General features: G+C 54.4%; 16 protein-coding genes and 1 tRNA gene. 8 read left to right on the top strand and 9 right to left on the bottom strand.

All coding sequences use genetic code 11. From position 1 onward, the window contains the following. Nucleotides 1–38 precede the first annotated feature (38 nt). Together R8377_RS02900 and R8377_RS02895 are read left to right on the top strand one after the other, a co-directional pair. Complete coding sequence (locus R8377_RS02900) at nucleotides 39–707, top strand: LexA family protein (RefSeq protein ID WP_317643473.1); 669 nt, start codon at nucleotides 39–41, stop codon at nucleotides 705–707. Beyond that, nucleotides 700–2,055: a Y-family DNA polymerase gene (locus tag R8377_RS02895; RefSeq protein WP_317643472.1), complete on the top strand. Its 1,356-nt coding sequence runs from the start codon at nucleotides 700–702 to the stop codon at nucleotides 2,053–2,055. Before R8377_RS02900 ends, R8377_RS02895 begins: the two co-directional genes overlap by 8 nt. Nucleotides 2,056–2,074: 19 nt before the next feature. On the opposite strand, the gene R8377_RS02890 is transcribed toward R8377_RS02895, so the two are convergent. Together R8377_RS02890 and R8377_RS02885 are read right to left on the bottom strand one after the other, a co-directional pair. Next, nucleotides 2,075–2,587, bottom strand: a complete 513-nt coding sequence (locus R8377_RS02890; RefSeq protein WP_317643471.1) for a ComF family protein — start codon at nucleotides 2,585–2,587, stop codon at nucleotides 2,075–2,077. Between the two features lie 305 nt (nucleotides 2,588–2,892). After that, a complete protein-coding gene (locus R8377_RS02885; RefSeq protein ID WP_317643470.1) occupies nucleotides 2,893–3,714 on the bottom strand; it encodes an HAD-IIB family hydrolase in 822 nt (273 codons plus the stop codon). Between the two features lie 85 nt (nucleotides 3,715–3,799). On the opposite strand from R8377_RS02885, the gene R8377_RS02880 reads away from it, so the two are divergent. Continuing rightward, the gene (locus tag R8377_RS02880) at nucleotides 3,800–4,234 is read left to right on the top strand and encodes a metallopeptidase family protein (RefSeq protein ID WP_317643469.1); all 435 of its coding nucleotides are present in this window, start codon (nucleotides 3,800–3,802) and stop codon (nucleotides 4,232–4,234) included. A 9-nt stretch (nucleotides 4,235–4,243) separates the two neighbouring features. On the opposite strand, the gene R8377_RS02875 is transcribed toward R8377_RS02880, so the two are convergent. Further along, a complete protein-coding gene (locus R8377_RS02875) occupies nucleotides 4,244–5,776 on the bottom strand; it encodes a DUF5719 family protein (protein ID WP_317643468.1) in 1,533 nt (510 codons plus the stop codon). After that, nucleotides 5,773–8,994 carry a glycosyltransferase family 2 protein gene (locus tag R8377_RS02870; RefSeq protein ID WP_317643467.1) on the bottom strand — a complete coding sequence of 1,074 codons (3,222 nt, stop codon included), beginning with the start codon at nucleotides 8,992–8,994 and terminating at the stop codon, nucleotides 5,773–5,775. The genes R8377_RS02875 and R8377_RS02870 overlap by 4 nt, the downstream gene beginning before the upstream one ends. Before the next feature lie 362 nt (nucleotides 8,995–9,356). On the opposite strand from R8377_RS02870, the gene R8377_RS02865 reads away from it, so the two are divergent. From R8377_RS02865 to R8377_RS02850, 4 genes are all read left to right on the top strand, one after another. Further along, the gene (locus tag R8377_RS02865; RefSeq protein WP_317643466.1) at nucleotides 9,357–10,712 is read left to right on the top strand and encodes an LCP family protein; all 1,356 of its coding nucleotides are present in this window, start codon (nucleotides 9,357–9,359) and stop codon (nucleotides 10,710–10,712) included. A gap of 84 nt (nucleotides 10,713–10,796) precedes the next feature. After that, the gene (locus R8377_RS02860) at nucleotides 10,797–12,155 is read left to right on the top strand and encodes an LCP family protein (protein ID WP_317643465.1); all 1,359 of its coding nucleotides are present in this window, start codon (nucleotides 10,797–10,799) and stop codon (nucleotides 12,153–12,155) included. Between the two features lie 97 nt (nucleotides 12,156–12,252). Further along, the gene (locus R8377_RS02855) at nucleotides 12,253–14,235 is read left to right on the top strand and encodes an FtsK/SpoIIIE domain-containing protein (RefSeq protein ID WP_317643464.1); all 1,983 of its coding nucleotides are present in this window, start codon (nucleotides 12,253–12,255) and stop codon (nucleotides 14,233–14,235) included. An 85-nt stretch (nucleotides 14,236–14,320) separates the two neighbouring features. Continuing rightward, nucleotides 14,321–14,596 carry a WhiB family transcriptional regulator gene (locus R8377_RS02850; protein ID WP_317643463.1) on the top strand — a complete coding sequence of 92 codons (276 nt, stop codon included), beginning with the start codon at nucleotides 14,321–14,323 and terminating at the stop codon, nucleotides 14,594–14,596. 92 nt (nucleotides 14,597–14,688) lie between these two features. On the opposite strand, the gene R8377_RS02845 is transcribed toward R8377_RS02850, so the two are convergent. Then, nucleotides 14,689–16,191 (bottom strand): sensor histidine kinase, encoded by a 1,503-nt coding sequence (locus R8377_RS02845; protein ID WP_317643462.1) that lies wholly within the window; start codon nucleotides 16,189–16,191, stop codon nucleotides 14,689–14,691. Nucleotides 16,192–16,366: 175 nt separating this feature from the next. On the opposite strand from R8377_RS02845, the gene trhA reads away from it, so the two are divergent. After that, nucleotides 16,367–17,263 (top strand): PAQR family membrane homeostasis protein TrhA, encoded by an 897-nt coding sequence (gene trhA / locus R8377_RS02840; protein ID WP_317643461.1) that lies wholly within the window; start codon nucleotides 16,367–16,369, stop codon nucleotides 17,261–17,263. A 79-nt stretch (nucleotides 17,264–17,342) separates the two neighbouring features. Here trhA and R8377_RS02835 read toward each other — a convergent pair whose 3' ends face one another. The 4 genes from R8377_RS02835 to R8377_RS02820 all read right to left on the bottom strand — a co-directional run bounded on the left by R8377_RS02835 (nucleotide 17,343) and on the right by R8377_RS02820 (nucleotide 19,679). Next, nucleotides 17,343–17,822: a GreA/GreB family elongation factor gene (locus R8377_RS02835; RefSeq protein WP_317643460.1), complete on the bottom strand. Its 480-nt coding sequence runs from the start codon at nucleotides 17,820–17,822 to the stop codon at nucleotides 17,343–17,345. 200 nt (nucleotides 17,823–18,022) lie between these two features. Continuing rightward, nucleotides 18,023–18,430: an FKBP-type peptidyl-prolyl cis-trans isomerase gene (locus R8377_RS02830; protein ID WP_317643459.1), complete on the bottom strand. Its 408-nt coding sequence runs from the start codon at nucleotides 18,428–18,430 to the stop codon at nucleotides 18,023–18,025. Between the two features lie 111 nt (nucleotides 18,431–18,541). Further along, nucleotides 18,542–18,624, bottom strand: a tRNA-Leu gene (locus tag R8377_RS02825). Between the two features lie 50 nt (nucleotides 18,625–18,674). Next, nucleotides 18,675–19,679, bottom strand: a complete 1,005-nt coding sequence (locus tag R8377_RS02820) for a Ppx/GppA phosphatase family protein (RefSeq protein WP_317643458.1) — start codon at nucleotides 19,677–19,679, stop codon at nucleotides 18,675–18,677. Between the last annotated feature and the right edge of the window lie 16 nt (nucleotides 19,680–19,695).

Genomic DNA, 19,695 nt, shown 5'->3' with positions numbered 1-19,695 from the left:
AGAACAAATGTTCGAGTACATTATGGATGAGGTGTGGCATGGCAGATCAGTCCGCGAGACCGGCGACAGCAGGTGACCAAACTCTTGATGTCAGTAACGTCTATTCGATAAGCCTCAAACCGCAGCTTGTTCCCGTGGCTCTGGAGGCCGTACACGCCGGTTTTCCCTCAGTAGCGCAAGATTACTTTTCGGGCGAATTTAGTTTTGACGAACACGTCATCGTGCATCCCAATTCCACATTCATAGTGCGTGTAGCTGGTGACTCCATGATCGGTGCCGGCATTTTCGACAACGACCTGCTCATCGTTGACCGTTCTCTAACTCCTACCGACGGCGATGTGGTTATCGCTATTCTGAACGATGAGCTCACCGTAAAACGCCTGCGATGCCAAGGGCAGCAAACTTACTTACATGCAGAAAATCCCGCCTACCCTGACTTTCACCCGCTTGAAGGTGAAGAGCTCGTCGTCTGGGGAGTAGTTACTGGCAATTACCACTGGCAGCGCGCTGATACTTCCACGCATATTGAAGGCAGACCCGCTCCCAAAGTTACTTATCCACAGCCTGGCGCAAGCTCAAACCACACCTTGGCAGGCACGCCAAATAGCAGCAGGAGCGCCGGTCAGCCCACCGGCAATCGTAAACCTGGCTTCCATTCCAGTCCAGATTCGCCCTATCCATCGGCAGAATGGGGGCATCATGTATAAGTCAGCTATCGATCCAGACCACTTATACGACCATGCTCGACAGCAGCCACAATATGTACTAGCCGATGCTAACTCCTTCTTTGCTTCCTGCGAGTCAGTTTTCGATCCCTCACTAGCAGGCAAACCAGTCGTGGTGCTGTCCAACAACGATGGCTGTGTGGTGGCCCGAAGTCCCGCTGCCAAGAAGCTAGGCATTACCAACGGCACTCCTTGGTTCACCATCAAGGAACAGGCGGGCCTAGATGGAGTCATCGCTCGTAGCTCTAACTATGAGCTCTATGCCTCCCTCTCCCACCGGATGATGGGCATTATGGAGCAGTTCTTCCTCGAGCAAGAGGTCTATTCTATCGACGAGTGCTTCATGCTGAGCTTATGGGATGACGACGCTACCTTTGATGCTTGCTCCCGCCTGCGCGAGGAAGTTCTCCGTAGTGTCGGCATACCAGTCAGCGTGGGAGTTGCCCCTACTAAAACCTTGGCAAAAGTGGCCAACCACTGGGCCAAGAGCCACCCTTCTTCGGCCGGTATCACCCTATGGAGCCGTATCTACCGCCGGTACGGTGACCACATACTCGAATCCGTGCCTATACGAGACATTTGGGGCGTAGGCCGCCGGCTGACCCGCAAGCTTGAAAGCATGGGAATCATTAGCGCTTTAGATCTACGAAATGCCGATCCAACTACCATCCGCCGCCGCTTCTCCGTCACCCTAGAACGCACCGTCTTAGAGCTTCGAGGCATACCAGCAGTCGAAAATGAGGAAAACGCCAACAGCGGCGTGCGCACCACGCAGATTCTGTGCTCACGCATGTTTTCCGATCCCGTTGTGGGCTTTGATACCTTAAGTCAAGCCCTGAGCGTCTACGCTCAGAAAGCCTGCACCCGCCTACGCCGACAGGGCAGCTTATGTTCCCAGGTTCGAGCTTTCTGCTCTACCAGCCCCTATGCCTCCTACCGGTACACAGCTTGCAGCCACACAATACGCTTGGAAGACCCCTGTGACAATCCTATGATTATCACGCGGGCAGCTCGCAGAGCCCTACAAGACCGAATTGACCCTCATGCCCCTTACATTCGAGCCGGAGTGGTGTTGCTCGACCTGCAAGATGCTGATGCTTTCCAAACGTTAGACGGGTTAGCTGCCGAACGCGACCCGGGACTAGGTCCTGTTTTAGAGGAGGCGGCCCGTCGCTTCGGCCCCTTCCATGTCGGCATCGGGTACGGCGGTATTCGCGGAGCTGGCAGGCAAGATGCAGATACCGGCGGGCACTGGGCCATGAATCGTAAAATGCTCTCAGCTAGGCCCACTACCCGCTGGGAAGAAATGGTAACTGTCCGTGCTCACTAGCTCGACTACTGCTCCTAAATCAGTCGCATACAGAAGATAAATCTCCTTGAGAGCGCTCCCCTGCTCTAGCTAGAGCCAACACTGTCAGAGGCTTTGCCCCCGCCTCACGCAAGACAGCGGCGCACTGGCGGGCAGTGGAACCCGTAGTCACTATATCGTCGATAAGGATGATGGCCTGCCCGGCCACATCTTTGCCTGGTGTAACTTGAATATGACCACTCACCCGCCGGGCACGAGCAGCAGCACCCCGCAGTTGCACCGCCTTACCCGAAACTGAGCGCATAGACAAGACCTGCTGCGCATAAGCCTGGTAACCGTAATCTTGCAAACGAGCGGCAGCCGCTTGGGCCAAAGGCCACAGATGGACTCTCCCCCGCCGGCGAAGAGATTGTTTCGAAGAAGGAGCCGGCACGAGGAGCAGCCTAGCCTCTGCTTGGTCAGCAAGCATCGGACTAATGCGCTCTACCAAGTCTGCCACAATAGCGCAAAACTCGCGGGTCACTTCCCTATCGTCGTGATCTTTCCACTCCAAGATAGAGCGACGAACCGGCCCAGAATATGCGGCGCAGGTACAACCAATCGCCCACTCAAATCCAGCAGAATCAAACGTTTCGTAGTGGTGAAAACGCTCAAAACAGCACGGACACAGCACTTGGTCAGGCTGGTCACACCCCGCGCAGCCCCGAGGCATGAGTACATCTCGCATCTGCCGTAATACATTCAAGCCCGCTTGCAGTACAACGTTCAATCCTCTTGCCATACCCGCGAGCCTATAGCAGGAAAGACAGCGCTCCTAGCCCGGCAGACCCTTGTGGTCGAATGTGACCGCTTATCCACCTAAGCCTTAAGCAGGGACTCGACCTGCCCAAGCAATTCGAGAGTGTCGTCGGGATCGCTCACCCGCAGTGCCATGGTGCCTGCCAGCGCTGCCGGATAATCATTACCATCAGAATCCATGCGGTCGCCCACAAACATCATATGTGCTACCGGCACGCCAGTAATACGTGCCAACTGCCCAACCGCATACGCCTTGTCAATGCCCTTGGCAGATATATCGACGCTGGTTGAACCGCCAGAGCGCACCTGCAAGTGAGGCAGGTCTTGGCTTACGGCCAAAGCCAGAGCATTCTTGCGCTCGTTAGTCGGATCCCAAGCTTCTTTAGCCTCAACCGGTGCCTGCTGGCCAAGGGCGGAGAAGGTAATTTGCGAGCCGCGGTCTTCTAAGCGCGGACCCCAAGTATGCTCTTCCCAAGCGCCCAACTCCTTAGCCCGCTGCTCAAGGCTATCCATAGCTGCCATACGGTCCTCAGGACTTAAATCATGAGCATATACCTGCTCCCAATCGTTGCCATCCCAACGATAGTAGCGAGTTCCTGAAGTAGGCATCAGGTGGAGCTGAGACCAGTTGGTATCTGCTGGGAGCGCGGCTAGAACTTGGTCGCGGAATTGTTCAAAGCGGCCTCCCGAAACGATGGCAACTGGGCGTAGATGGGTCAAGGCCGCAAACTGGAGGGCCATCTGATTGCTCATTCGAGTTTTTGAGCGAGCCAGCGTCGTATCTAGGTCGAAGGCCATCAATTGGGTGCGCGCACATAAGGCAGCCAAATCTTGCTGCCGCCAAGAAGGAACTACGAGTGCCTGCTGGTCTTGTTCGCCCATGCCAACTCCTTTTGTATGCAGAAGCAGTAACCTTCGTTATCGTAGCAAAAAACACATATCAGGACAGCTGGTTAGAGTAGTATGCATGAATTCCACACCGCTACCCTGGCAAGAAGGCAGCTACAGAGACCTTCACGGCCGAGGCATCCGACGACCCACCTTCGGCACCCGCATACCTCGCTCGCGAACAAAAGCAGGCATTTTCGACGCTTTGGTAGCCTCACACATGAAACGCTTAGACGCTGCTTGGCCACAATACATGCGCTCTGTACAGTTCGCAGTCGAAGATGTGCCTCCCTCGGATCCGCTGCCTTGGGACGAAGAGCCCTGCGCGCTCTCAAGAGCATTCCCCGCCAGCCGAGGCATTCCAGCTCGCGTGGTCCTCTACCGCATGCCCATACAAGGCAAGGCTCACGGCCGCCTCGAGATGCAATTTATTATTCGCGATGAGATGGTGCTGCGCCTAGCAGAGCTATACGGCAAACACCCCGAAGACCTCGACCCTTCTTGGGGCGTATAAGAGGAAGGCCTACTGCACGAGCCCTTGAGTAGGCTGGGCACGTACAGTAAGCGTCTGCGGCATCAAGCTGGTAGGCTGCAACAAGGCTAGCCCCGCCACGTTGGCCTCAGACACATCTGGTGTGCCCACACGCATATTCCAAACTAGCTGTTTGCTGTCATCTTCCAAACGCACGATAGCTACATTCTTGCCGATTTCGTCGAGATCGAGGCCAATGCCTTCACCAGGCTGTATATCTACCTGTCGGTTAGCTGCATACCTGCCCTCACCGTCGAAACCATACAAGTGAGCGCGCGCCTCGCTCTTGCCAGGGTTCATCAGCAAGATGCGCCCGACACTATGCTCAGGCAGGACCATAGCGCTCACCTTGGTAGCCGGGACTGCAGTGATGAAAGCAAAGTCGGCCTGGTCCTCGTCTCCAGAGCGAGTGGCTTGAGCCGCAGCATACACCGCAGTATCAGCCTCAATCTGTAAGCCCGCGACGTCATCTGGGGCAACTCCCAAATCAACACTGACAACCTTTTGGGAGTCTATATTCACTGTTTGCGCTTCGTGCAAGCCGTCGGGCTTAGCCCAAGAAACTCGAACCTTGCCCTTAGACTGACCAGCCAACAAAACCCTAGTTTGATCACCAGCTTCGAGGCCTGCCAGCGCAACGTGCCGTGCGGATTTGCCAGCATTCATAGCAAAATCGGAACCCTTAGATTGAGTACCCGCCATCGCACTGACTCGCACCATAGCAGCCACCGGCGCATCAGTACCAGACACACGCACTAAGATACCATCTTGCTCTGGAGCCGCGGCAGCAATATCGAAGGTGGCTTCACTCGTAGCTTTCACCACCATGCCACCACTAGTAGCCAGAGCAAGTTTGCCCGACTCCTTACTGCCATAAGCTTCGATATTGACACTCGTGGCCTTGGTCGAAGCGTTATAGACCACCAGCTGCTGGGACCAACCCTGCTGAGTTGACGGCAGCAGGAATGAATGTTCAAAACTTGCAGTAAGACAAGAAGCTGCCTGTACACCCTTCAAATCGCCTTGGCTAGCCCAAGAAACCACAGACCCGGCTGCGCCAGCGCCCTGTGCTGCCTGCAGGAGCTGAGTGCGGTGTAAGCTCGCACCTTTGTCGGCAGAACCAGACCATGCCTGCACCGGTTCATCATCGTCTAAATCATGGTCTGCTAACTGCTCCCGACCCGAGCCAGAAAGCGCAGAAACGGTAGAACTGTAGACAGGACCAAAGGCTACGAAACGACTGGCCGAGGCGATATTGCCCTCGCTAGGTTTCACCTCGCCAAAAGCAGTGGTATCTGCCAAAGCCATCCTGCCCGGGCAGTATGCAGTTGAGTTGAGCTGACTAACATTTCTGACGCCGGTATCTTGTAAGTGTCCAACATCAATCGTAGATGAAAGCGGCTTGAACACCATCACAGCAACCGACAAAGCAATGATAATCAGAGCTGTGAGTGCACCAGTCAGCATCTGCCACCAGCGAGATTGTGTCGACTTCGATTCGAGTCCCTGCTTGTTTTTACTCATGCTAGTCCCCCTTCTGCGAACCGCCAGCGTGGTAGAGCTACCAAGCAGTAAGCCAATACCAGTAGTCCTACAGACCACAGCCAGATTGAACGCCACCACAAACTGGAGGCTGCCTGCTCCCCAGATACCTCAACACCCTGACGGTCTGCATCAACTAAGGTGAGCCGGAAATAAGTGCCGGAAGTGCCAGAAACTACCTGCTGAGTACCGTCGGAAGCAGTGAGATTAGAGGTGAGTACGTCGGTAGGCGAAGTTCCTACATGGGCTCTTTCCTGAATTGTAGGAACGAAAATGCCTCCGAAGCCAAGCTTGCTAATGCTTTCGATAGCATCAGCGCTTGGGCGTGCCATCAAATCGGCAGCAGCAGTAGAAAGATTGTGCTCAGCTTGATCAGTACGACCTCCCAAACGCAAGGCTTGAGAAGCAGCAGAAACATCAACGATGTCTCCGCGGCCGGTGCGCATTACACTATAGCCTACCTGTTGCTCACTAACAGGGCTCAGTGCAAGTACCCGATGGCGGTCGGAACTGTTCAAATAATCGACAGCCACCATGGGCAAGCCGCCGGTGTCAGCTCGCAAACTTGAATCCGCAATTGAGCGGCTCATGCCACCAGCACTCGTGGCAGCCAGCACCAACAGCAGCACACAGGATAAGAAAGTCCGGGCCACCCGTTGGACAGTCCAACGCTGGTTGAGTGCGGCAAAATTACCAGAGTGCTCCTGCACTGCCGGGTCTTGCTCAAGGGCTTGGCGGGCTTGCGCTTGCACATCAGCAGCCGAAGTTCGATTGTCCAGAGCCGCATAAGCATGGTAGGCACTCTGTCGGCGCACATTAAGCGTTTCAAAAGGCCGCACCGCCCCGCCAGCCATCATCGCCACGCAAGACAGCAAGCCCAGCATAGCAAGCAGCAGACCAGGCAACGGAGAGCCAGCTGCGGGCAAAGAGCCGTCTTGCCCGACAGCAAGGCAAGTGGACACCATAGCCAAAGCTGCACCCACGATAGAGAGGAACCACATAAGACGCGAAACTCGCGAAATAGATGGCAAGCACAAACTCACCAAAGCAATGATGCCAATAATAACGAGCGAGATAAGTAAGGCCAGACTCTGCCAACTGTTGCTAGTGAGCCAAGACGTGATTGAACCAGAGAAGTGAAGGTCGAGCAGTGATGCCGTAATCTCGCTCACACTCGCCGCCCTAGGCTGACCAAAACGCGCTACGGCTGGAATAGTGACATCCCCAAAGAGCTGACGCCAGTTGCCCTCATTCATATGGACTACAGTATTGATCAACGTGGGCGAGATAGCTAAAGCAGCAGGCAGCGGAATCAGCACCAACATAACCCGATGGCTTTCAACCAAGATAGTGAAGAGCACAAAGACTACCGCCAAAGCCAGCAAGAGCTGAGGCTCTGCCAAAACTACGACTGTAAAGCACAGGGCAGCGCAGGCTGCATTGCGCACTGAAGGGTGGGGCTGGGCGGGCTGCTCAGTGTAATACATGCCCACGGCTCTGAAGGTAAAGGCAAAAGCGGCCGGCATGAAAGCCATCACTACGAGATTCGGCAAATCGCCACTGCTGCTGATTGGCAGGGCAAACGCTAGGGCTGACCAAAGTAAACCAGAGAGGGCGCGAATGGGATTCGAACGAGTGAAAATGCCAGCAAGCGCCCAGAATGAAAGCCCCGAAAGCGCAATAGAGAGGAAGTACACGATGGCGAGGGCTGCAGAAACGCTACCGCCGGCAACTATCGCTACTGGTAGCAATACCAAGAAGAAGGGAGTTGGTGCTGCTGGAGCGCCAACTCCAACGCCCCAAGTCCAAGGCACGGTGGCTGTCTGTAGCAGGTTCGACAGGTCTGCTGCTGAGCCCAGGAGATAGTCCGAGTGCAAACTACCACCCGAGAATAGTCCTCTCAGGGTGTCCCATGAGGCAACTGTTGTGCCAGCGCACACGAGAGCGGTCATGGCAAGTGCCCAATATAGGCGAATGCGCTGCTGGTGCCGCAGGTGCGCACGGGCTAAATTATTGAGCAGAGGATGATTGAGCTGATCCTCATATGCTTTTACTCGCAACTGCCACTGCTTCACCTGCTGCCTATTGGCTTGCAATGGTTCCAATCGGGCCAAAGTAGTAGTACTTACTTGATTTAAGTGGCGACGGGCAGCAAGAAGTTTACCCAAACGAGCTAGCACACGCCAGGGGCTGCACAGCTCGCAGATAGCTGCGTAAGGCTGTTTAGCCGTCAAACGTACGGCCGCAAACCACAGAGCTCCGACCAAGCGCAAGAGCCAAATAAGCGGCCACAAAATTGCACGGTGGCCAGCATATAGATATGTTTCACGAGCGTCGATGACCTGCATGGAGCTGTCACGGGGCTCGCGCTTGCGCTCCCCCTGGCCCGACTTGTCTCGTAGACCCTCATAACGGGCCCGGCAATGGCCGATACGGGCCGAGGGCACCACCACGACACGACCTCCAGAGAGGCAGACGCGGCGAGAGAAATCAGCAGATTGGCCAAATGTGCCAGCCCAAGAGCCTAAATCAGACATGCTTCGCAAGGTTTGCAGGGGGAGCAAGGCTCCGGCCAGAGAAACGCCGAAAACATCTTGACGGGCATCGTACTGTTCTTGATCGGGCTCGCCGTCGACAACTAGGCTGTTAATCCTGCCTCGAGCGGCGTAATATCCCACGTTGTGTAAGCCGCAGCCTTCCCAGTCGAGCTGCTTGGCTCCTAAGAGGGAGGCTGTCGGCGTGTCGCGCCATGTTTCGGCCAGCGCTTCTAGGCAATGCTTGTCTAAGGGCTTTGAATCGTCGTGAAGAAGCCATAGGGCCCGTACGCTCTGAGGCAGATGGGCGTAACCCAAAGCCTTGCGAACAGCGTCGCCGAAGGAGGAGGCACCGTGGGCGCGAACTATTTCGACATCAACATAGCGTAGGGTCTGTGGGCGGCCGGCAATGGGCTCGAGATGAATGCGAGATGATAAAGGCTCGCTGGTGGCCCCCGAACAGTCTGCAATCACAATGACTGCCGGTAGCAGCTGCTGAGCCAAAACCGCGCTCAAGGTCTGCGGCAAGTAGGTCATGTCAGCCTGGGCGGTAATGACGGCAGCCACCGACGAGTCCACCTCTTGCCGGGTCGACTGGGGTCGCGCAGCTATAGCGCCGGCGAGGACCTGTTGAACGTCAGTAACTATTGAAGTGGACGAATTCATAGAATCCAGTCTACGCAAGACCCTACCGTACGAAACTCTGTACTCGTTTCTTGCACATTTTTCACATTCGCGCCCTTAGCCCACAAAGCACCTTGCAGGACTAGGGTTTTAGCGACTTTTCTAGGAGGCTCAGCCCTCTGAAAGACGCCAAATGAGGCACTTTTACCAGTCAAAATCAGCAAACTGGATACCGCAGGACTTACAATTAGCTGATGTATAAGCGCTGAAGGCATCCATGTTTGGGCCTGTTCGTCTTCGCGCACAGCAACGGTGAACTCTACTGGAGTGGTCAGGAAGGCGCAAACGTGACCTCACACAAGAAAGACAGCCACGGTGTACCCAACATTAGAGGCAAAGCGAGCATGGGCCCACGTCACTCGCTCGGCTTTAAGGTGTCTCACCGTGTGCGTAATGGCGTGCTCATCAGCATCTGCGCTGTATTAGCTTTCGCCTCTTCCTTTGCAGCAGCAGCCGTTATCGAAACAATGGGCAGCCTACATAAAGTTCCTAAAATTCCACTTGTTCCCGGCAACAAAACCACTGACCCGGAAGATATTTACAAAGGGAAAACTCTTAATATTTTGGTATTAGGCCAAGATACGAGAGAAGGTGCCGCAAATGCCGCTATTGGTGGCGGAGATTTAGAAGATGCCGGCAACCATCAGTCGGATACAGCAATCGTGGCGCAAATTTCAGCAGACCGTAGCTACATTAATATGGTTCCCATCCCTCGAGATTCTATGGTGAATGCTCCTGCCTGTGTAACCAGCAAGGGCACCACGATTCCCGCCCGCCCGTATGTCATGTTTAATTCCATCTTTGCTACCGGCTACCAAGAAGGCGGCGACATCGCCTCTGCTGCCTCCTGCTCCTTAACTGCGGTCAATGCTTTAACCGGCTTGGATATTCAGCAGTTTGTCGTCGCCGATTTTAACGGTATGAAAGATATGATTGATGCCTTAGGCGGTGTCGACATATGCATTCCTGTCAATACTAAAGACGACTACACCGGTCTTGATCTCCACAAAGGCTTGCAGCATCTCGATGGCACCAACGCCACCCAATACGCCCGCATGCGCCACGGCACCGGTACTGACGGCTCGGATATTATGCGTACCACCCGCCAGCAGTATTTGATTAAAACTTTAATGAATCAAGCCCAACACAATAATATCTATTCCAACTTCGGAAGCATGTATCAGCTGGCTAAAACCTCGTTAAATGCTTTGCAATTCTCAGAAGATTTAGGCAGCATTACAACCCTGTATGGTTTAGCGGATTCTTTGAAGAGTATAAATTCTTCCCACATTTATTCGCGTACGCTCCCGGTTAAGCCCGATCCGCTCAATCCGCTAGCCCGCGTGGTCTGGGCTTCGGAAGCTCAAGACGTGTGGGATACACTCAAGGCCGAAAAGCCGTTAACTGATGAGCATATATATAAGGACCATTCCCCCGACAACAGCACATCAGCTAACCAATCAACAACGCCCGATGCGAATAGCGAAGACGCAGCTGCTGTCTCGCCTAGCGCCTCTCAACCGGAAGCAGATCCCAAGACCGGTCTTATACACCAAGGCGATCAGCTCATTGATCCGGTTACTGGTGGCACCGTTGACCCCGAGGATGGCACAATTCGCGATGCCAACACTGGGCAATACATCGGTATTGCAGATCGTTACCTTTCCACTACTGTATGTGCTGTTCCTGCACAGAAATAGTTGGAGATACTCCGGCGCATCAGACGAATATGTAAGTCTGATGCTAGGAGAATACGGGGAAACAGAGAAAGAGGATAGAAGCTGATGAGTGAGCGAGAGCGGGGCAAAGAGCCCAATCAGAAGCCGCCCTCCTTCCTACCCACCGGAAGCTCACAGCGCAGCAAGAGAGGCACCTCCCCTGCACCATCCTCAAGCGAGCACAGCAGTCCAAGAAGTAGTCGGACTCATTCCAATTCGCAGGCCCAGCCTTCGCGTACACTGCCCAGCTTTTCGCCCGATTCGGGCAAGCATGCCAGCCAACCTGCCCAGGTTCCATCTCAGCCCCGGCGCTCTTCCGGACGGCCTCAGATAGCACCTGCGCAAGCGGCACGAGTGCAGCAGCCAGCCCGACGCTCTAGCGGCTCCTCTCGCCAAGCAGCTCCTAGCCGACCAGCGCACCAGGCAGCCCTTTATAACTCAGGGCAGCGTCCGCAATCGATAGCAGCGGTTCGCAAGCCGCATAAGCATAGGGCCCGCAAGATAGTGGCTGCAGTTTTGGTCTTGATTTTGGCTGTAGGTGCTTTTAGCGCGGTGAGCACTTGGTCTTGGATTGACAAGCAGCTCCAGCACAAAGATATGCTGACCGACATGGCTTCGGGCACTGCTACCAGCTGGCTTATTCTTGGATCAGACGAGCGCGACGGCACAGAAGGTACCGGCACCTATGACGATGCTCCAGGATTCCGCACCGACACCATTTTAGTACTGACCAAGCCCCGCCACGGCGCAGCCTCGCTTATTTCCATTCCCCGTGACTCCTTGGTAACGGTCAACGGCGAGGGAATGAAGATTAACGCCGCAGCAAATTTGGGCGGATACAGGGCACTGACCAGCCAAGTGGAAGCTATTACTGGACACAAAATCGACCATGCCGTACTTATTCGCTTTGGCGGTCTAGAAGGTGTTGTCAATGCTCTTGGAGGCGTGAACTTGTGCTACGACCAGACGGTCGACGATCCTTATTCCGGTTTGAATTGGACCGCCGGCTGCCATGATGCCGACGGTGGCACTGCTTTGGCCTTCTCCCGTATGCGCTATGCCGACCCCAAGGGCGATTTCGGCCGAGCCGAACGCCAACGCAAGGTGATTGCCGCCATTGCTCAAAAGGCAGCTTCTCCCAAGAGTCTCGTCAATCCTTCGCATGTTTCAAATCTGGCCAAAGCATCGCTAGGAGCGGTTATTGTAGACGAAAGCACCAATCCTTGGATTCTTGCCCGCATGGTGCTCGCCTTCCGCGATGCCTCTGGCGAAAAAGGCGTGAACGGTTCCGTGTATTGGACCGATCCAGACTACTACCCCGGCGGCTTGGGCTCTACTGTCTTACTCGACGCTAAGCGCAACTTGGACCTCTTTACCCAGCTCAACGACGGTACCCACGAAACCGGTACCGTGGGGGGCATGTAGCACAAGCGTTTTCCCGCAATTCTAGGCCTTGTTCACATTCGACCACATTGCCTCTGCTGGTTGGTATTCATCAATCGTTTAGCCCACAATAAGGCTTATGACACGTACCCCACAGACCTCTACCGCCTCTTCAGGTCAACAAACCAATACTAGCCAAGTTCAAGAGCGGGTGCGAGTACGCTTGGCCCGTCTCACGATGTTTGCGCAGACTAGTCCTATTCTCGCTCAAGTCGGCATGATTGTATTAATGGGCGCTCAAGGTAATTGGCTCTACGCTGCACTATTGGCTCCCAGCGTTTTGGCGGCCGCTGCTATGAGTCTGGTACAAATACTCAACCAACGCCAGGAGACAGGCAATGGCGGAACTCGTACAGGCACTCCCCGGACTTTGCACTCACCCTTACCCCATGAGGCACAAGAAGATGAAGCTCTGCTTGCACAACTCGGCGAACTGCCGGTCAGCGATGTAGAAAGTTTGCTTGCTGCTTCTCAAGTAGTGCCCCAGGGTGGTGCTCTGTGGCAGGGCATCGTAGGAGAATGGCTGAAGCAAGACAGTCAAGCGCACAATGGAGGGGACGATCCTGACCGGTACAGTGTAAAGCTAGGTAGCGCTTCGGAAGGCAGTTTCGAACTTGACCTTCCCCGCCAGGGCCCCCACGCGCTTGTGGCGGGCACAACTGGTTCAGGTAAATCGGTGCTACTACAAGATTGGTGCTTGGCTCTTGCAGGTAAACTACCTCCGAGCGCTATCAACTTCATTTTCTTAGATTTTAAGGGCGGATCAGCCTTTAGCCAGTTAAGCAGGCTACCCCATACCGTAGGTTCAGTTTCGGATTTGAACCTTGAGGCGGCGGCGCGGGCTATCGATGGCATTGAGCGCGAACTCAAACGCCGGGAGCAACTAGTGGCAAACGAGGGAGTTTCTAGCACAGCCGACTTGCCTTGCCCACCCGCTCGCTTGATGGTGGTTATCGACGAATTCCAAGCCTTGCGACAACAACTTCCGGACTATATGGATCATTTGGTGCAGCTAGCTTCGCTGGGCCGCTCCTTGGGCATGAATCTTGTGGCATGCACGCAAAATCCCATGGGCCAGGTTAGTACGCAGATGAAGGCCAATATGAATTTGAGCATTAGCTTACGGGTGCGAGACAGTTTGCAATCCAAGGAACTCTTGGGAACATCCTGCGCAGCCCAGATAAGCCCTCATACGCCAGGAGTTGGCTTGTATAGCGACGGGGACCAGCTCAAGGCTTTCCGCTGCGCCTATTGCGCAAATCCTGATGCGCTCGTTGAACACATTTGTATCGCTGCCCACTTTAGTGCGATAGAACCAGCCACAGCCCTCTTTACCCCTGCATTGCCGAAAGTCTTGTCTGCCAGTTGTCGAGACAGCCTCTCATCGCTCATCACTTGGAAGAATGGCAACCCTTGCTTGGTCTTAGGATTAGCCGATGATGGAGTCCGCCTCGAACCATGCTGCCTGCCTCTGCACGGTAACATCGCTATTATCGGTGCTGCGGGACGAGGCAAAACGACACTTTTACAGCTTATGTGCGCACAACTTGCTGGGTTGGCTGCGCAAACCAGTTTACATCAGGCCTTACATCTGACCTATAGTGACTGTACTGGGCGCACGGCCGAGCATCGGCAAATACGAGTACCTCCCCGACGAGAGCCGGCTGGTATCGGGAAAGCCCGGGTGGCGAGGCAGAAAGCCTTGGCCCCTCCCCTAGCACCTCGCTCGATTTGGCTGCTAGACGGCGCAGATGACCTGATGGACCCCTTCAACCAAGACCCGCTGGCAACACGTTTGCAAGAGGCCGTGGCCGATCCTGCGCGCACGGTCTTAGTGAGTCTTGAATCTACACGGTACTTGCGCCAGCCTGAACGCTTTCCAACCCAGATTATCTTCCCCAGCGGCCAACGGGCCGACGATCTCATGGCAGGCATTCCTAGCCCTCTTGTACAGCGTTTAGACAGTAATGTTGCTTCTATCGCCGGTCGTGCTGTGCTCATTAAGCAGGGTAAATCTCAGTTGATCCAGTGCTCTCAGACTAATTTTTCCCTAAAGTCTTGAAAAGTTGCGCTAATCGTGGTTCCCTATAATAAGTGAATGAACTGAAGTACCAGTAAAACTGGCGGAAGGTAGGGGTTACATCAGCATGAGCAGCGCATTTGATTGGCGAGCCAAGGCAGCGTGCCGAGACAAGGATCCGGAGCTGTTCTTCCCAGTAGGTAATACTGGAGCAGCGTACCAGCAGATTGAAGAGGCCAAGGCCGTCTGCCGTACCTGCGAAGTTATCGATGCATGTTTGAAGTGTGCTCTGGACACCAACCAAGATTACGGCGTGTGGGGTGGCCTGAGTGAAGATGAGCGTAGGGCTTTGAAGCGTAGAGCCATGCGTGCCCGCCGCACGCAGGCTATGCAACAGGTTTAAGCAAAGTAGAAGTGCTCGCTATTAGCACTCATATACAAATTCAAGCAGGAGGGAGGGCCGGTTTACATCGGCCCTCCCTCCTGCTTATCTCCTTAGCGACTTTTCTCGCTAGCTTTTTGAGCTACGCGGAGCCGAATATTGATGACCACACGAGTGCCACCATCACGCCGCGGCCCCCAACGCACAGTGCCACCGAAATCGTTGGTCACAAAAGTGCTAATAATCTGCGTACCCAAACCAGAGCCAGACGTGCGTGCCACACCTGCCCTAGATTCGCTGTCGTAACCGTTACCATCATCTTCAACAACCACATTTAGGTTGTCTCCCCCGCGGCCCACAGAGATGGTTATATGCCCCTCCTTGCGCCCCTCAAAGCCATGCTCGACTGCATTGTTGATAAGCTCAGTCAAAACAAGCGAGAGCGGGGTTGCATCTTGGGCAGGCATCATACCGAACTTGCCGATATAAGAAATCGAAATTTTCTGGTCAGCAGTCGTAGCCAAATCCACGCTCAACTTGAGAAGGTTGGCGATGACTTTGTCGAAATCGACAATCTCATCTGCCGTTTGGCTCAATCCCTCGTGTACAACCGCTATCGTCTGCACACGGCGTTGAGCTTCCTCAAGTTCTTTGCGCACCTCGGGCTGCTTGGTCCGCCGACTCTGCAACCGTAGCAGGGCTGACACCGTCTGTAAGTTATTCTTCACCCGGTGATGAATCTCAGATATAGTGGCATCCTTGGTTTGCAGTTCCTTCTCACGCCGACGCAGCTCAGTTACATCGCGGCACAAGACAATGCCGCCGATGCGTCCATCTTTGCCATACAGCGGCAATGAGCGCATAGATACTGCCGAGCGATTAACCACTAATTCAGAATCAACAGCTGCCTTGCCGGTGAGTACCAAGGGCAATGAATCAGGCAGGGGGTCATTCTGACGGATAAGTGAGGTACCAATCTCACTTAAGTACTGGCCTGGCATAGTCTCGACAGAACCAAGACGTCTAAAACACGAAATGGCATTGGGCGAAGCATAACGCACAATACCACCCGCAGTGAGGACGATAAAACCGTCGGCCACGCGAGCGTTATGCCGCTGATTCATCACCGAATCCGAATAGGGGAACTGCCCCCGGGTGACCATTTCAAAAAGAGCCTTACCTGCGTTGATGCTCTCACTCTCATAACGGCCGTTCGACTCCCTAGTCGCCATATTGGTTTCCCTCGCCACTAGCCCCAAGGTCTTACCCTGATGGCGGATGGGCGCATATACATCGCACACCGTGGCCTTGCCTACCGTTCGCATCTTATTGGAGCGTAAGACAGTCTTAGCCTCCATAGCAGTATCAAGCTCGGCTTGGCGGTCCTCAGGGATTAGATCGCCCACAACATCTTCGGTGCGCAGAGACATAACCGTAGAAGGCCGGCATTGTTCAGCCACCACATAGCGACCATCTTCACGCTTGAGCAGGAGCAGCAAGTCAGCAAAACTTAAATCTGCGATGACCTGCCAATCGGCCACCAGCAAATGAAGCCACTCACGGTCGTTCTCGTTAAAGTCAGAAAAAGAAGTGAGTATCTCAGAAAAATCAGCCATAGTTATATCATAGCCGAGTCAGCGCCACAACACAGCTTGCGCTCGGGGAAAAGCGAGCTGAATACGCACACCACTAGAGACAAGAACAGACAGGATAAGGCCCTAGCGATAGACTAAAGGAATAAAAGGAGTTACAGCACGCTTCTACGATCAAGGTAGTCCGATAAGGAGCATCATGTCGCAAGAGCCTAACGAGTCGGTAGACCCACTTGTAGCAGCCAAACGAGAGCAACGCAGGCAAGAACTTTTATCTGCCCGCGAGCAGGCGCAAATTGCTCGAGAGATGCATTTGAAAGCCAAGGCGGCAGCTGTGCGCACCAAGGCCCAGGCCCGGTCCACACGTATAGTCGAGAAAGCAGAACTCAAAGCTGCAAAAATCGAGGGCTTGCCCGTTGAAGAGCTTGAGCGCAAGGTGCGTCTCGACGTTCACGGACGCCCAAAGCCCATGCTGCGCGGTTGGATTCACGCCGTAGCCACTCCCCTAGCCCTAGCTTCTGGTATCGTCCTTATCTGCATTAGCCCTGGAGCCGGCCTCAAGTGGGCATGCGCCGTATTTATGGTCTGCTCGCTAGCGCTCTTCGGCAATTCCGCCCTCTACCACTTGGGCGACTGGTCGCCACGGGTTACCGACGTGCTTCGGCGCTTAGACCATGTCAATATTTTTCTTCTGATTGCCGGTACATATACTCCTATTTCATTTGCCCTTGACCCCTTCTGGCGACGCATTATTCTAATAGGCATATGGTCGGCAACTGTCGTCGTCATGTTTATACACGTGATTTGGATTTCAGCACCCCGCTGGCTCTACACTTCCGTCTACGTCATCTTTGGTGTGGCAGGAGTGGGTTTCCTCGACCTTTTCTGGAAGTCACCGTCAGCAGGACCGGCGGTTGTGTGGCTGCTCATCGCTGGCGGAGTGTGTTATATTGCTGGAGCCGTAGTCTACGCTCTTCGCAAGCCCGATCCTTGGCCGCGAATTTTCGGATTCCACGAAATCTTCCACTGCGGAACCGTTGCAGGATACGCCTGCCATGTCGTCGCTATCTACTTGGTGGTCTGCCACCTAATGTAAACCCGGCAGATGAACAGCTAAGAGGCCGGTGTTCCACCTGTAACAGGTGAAGCCGCCGGCCTCTTATGTATATCCGCACCTATTGTAGAGGCTGCGAATCCTTAATCGTTACGGCAATTTCTTTACCGTTCGGGGTCTTATAGGAGACTGAGTCGCCCTTCTTGTGACCCATAATTGCGGCACCAATGGGAGACTCGGGGCTAATAACCTCGTAGTCCGTTGCCACGGCGATATCGCGTGATCCCAACACGTATGCCATCTCGTTGCCAGCTAAATCGAGAGTCACGATAGAGCCGTTGCCAACCGTTCCGGCCTTGGGGGCCTTCAAAATCTTAGCATTGCGCAGCTTCACAATGAGCTCGTTGATACGGCCCTCGTTCTTACCTTGCTCCTCGCGAGCGGCCTGGTAGCCACCATTTTCGCTCAAATCACCTTCTGCGCGAGCCGCAGCTATACGCTCGGTAATCTCATCACGATACTCACCTTGGCGATGTTTCAACTCATCTTCAAGCTTGTCGTATGCTTCTTGTGTGAGCAGAATCGTCTTTTCCTCTGCCATCACATCCTCCTTGTACCTTCACGAGTCTGCAAGTATTTCCCAACCACACTCGCTATCTTCTTGGATTGCTTTCATCTGCCGCTAGTCTTACCACATGTCGACCTACGAATAACTCCAATAGGCTGAACTATAGCAGGTCTAACTGCAAGTTGTACATATAAGAAAGCGCCGGATCCGACCGGCGCAAGTCAGTCAGAGCGTCAACGCGTCGATATGATGTCGACAACGAAGACGAGCGTGTCGTCTCCCCCAATACCTGCCTGAGGCACGCCACGAGAGCCATAGCCATACTCCGGAGGAATCGAAACCAAGAGTCGTGAACCCACATTGTGACCTGGTACACTCTGGTCCCAGCCTTTAATAACTTGGCCTACACCGATGGCAAAGCTTGCTGGCTGATGGCGGTCGAAAGACGAATCGAAAGGAGCTTCGCCACCCCAGACCACGCCGTGATAGTTCACAGTAACGGTGTCTCCCTTACGAACCAGAGGCCCGTCGCCTTCTACAAGCTCTTGCACACGCAAACCCTGAGGAGCAGCGCCCTCGAATTCGATGGTTGGATAAGCACCAAAGGCAGCATTGACCTTAGGCATGCTTTGTTCTGTCATATCATCCTCCGAGCTCTTGGGCCAAACGCTAGTTGTGGACTCAGAAACTATTTTAGCAATTACGTGTATTCTTACCGCTTACACGCACACAAGGTGCGCCTCAGCGCTGAGTGCCCCGGGTGGGAATCGAACCCACACGCCTGTTACAGCGGCGGATTTTAAGTCCGCTGCGTCTACCGTTCCGCCACCGGGGCCAACTAGTCAACTAGCTACGGGATTACTATACCCCACTGCCCGGAATTTATTAAGATTGGTGTCCCAATAAGTGTCGCCCAAGGTCGAGCACTATGCCGTCTAGCAGCCCATGTTCACTGGCAACATAGGAAGAGCTCAAGCCCGGAGCTTCCTGCCGTAGGCGCTCCAATAAGCGGTTCCACACCAATGCTCCCCCGCCAATCACATCAATACGACCAGGATGGATGGTCTTAAGTTCAGAGCGTTCTTGCCTGCTCATAGCCCACACTCGCCGGTTAGCCTCTTGAGCATCGCTCACGCGCACCTGAGCACCGTCGACCACATCCCTATCGTAAGAATCGAGTCCCAAGGCCAGCGCACTCATCGTCGTAACAGTACCAGACACGCCAATCAGCGTTTGGACCTTCTGCACAGGGACTGCCTGGAAAGCTTGGTCAATGTTGCGGTCGATATCAATAAGAGCTTGGTTAATCTGCTCTTGGGTTGGGGGATCACTCAGCAGGTGGCGCTCACTCATCCGCACCGAACCGATGTCCATCGAATAGCCGGCCTGCGCTTGGTCAATAGGCTCAGCGCGCCCATCTCCGCCGACCACCAGCTCGGTTGAGCCGCCTCCCAAATCCACAACCAAGTAGGGAGGATTGGGCATCGCAGCGGCCTGACGCTTGGCTTCTAAAACGCTCACCGCTCCCAAAAAGCTCAACTGCGCTTCTTGGTTTCCAGAAATGACCTCAGGTCGAACGCCCAAAATGCTCTCGATCTCATCTTCAAATTCGTCCTTATTGCTGGCGTCGCGGCTGGCGGAAGTTGCTACAAAACGCAAGGCCTCTACTTGGTATTCTTTCAAGATGTCTGCGAACTCATGGGCTGCAGCATAGGTGCGATCCAAGGCGGCTTGGCTGAAGCGGTGCTCCCGGTCGACTCCTTCCCCCAAGCGCACCACACGCATGGTCCGCGGGCACAGCGGATGCAAACCGCTCTCGTCGACTTGGGCCAGCATCAAACGAATAGAGTTGGTTCCACAATCTATTCCTGCAACCGTTACAGCATCCATCAACGTACGAAATCCT

The organism is Bombiscardovia apis, assembly GCF_033095945.1.
Classification (GTDB): domain Bacteria; phylum Actinomycetota; class Actinomycetes; order Actinomycetales; family Bifidobacteriaceae; genus Bombiscardovia; species Bombiscardovia apis.
This window is presented reverse-complemented; position numbering and strand designations above follow the sequence as displayed.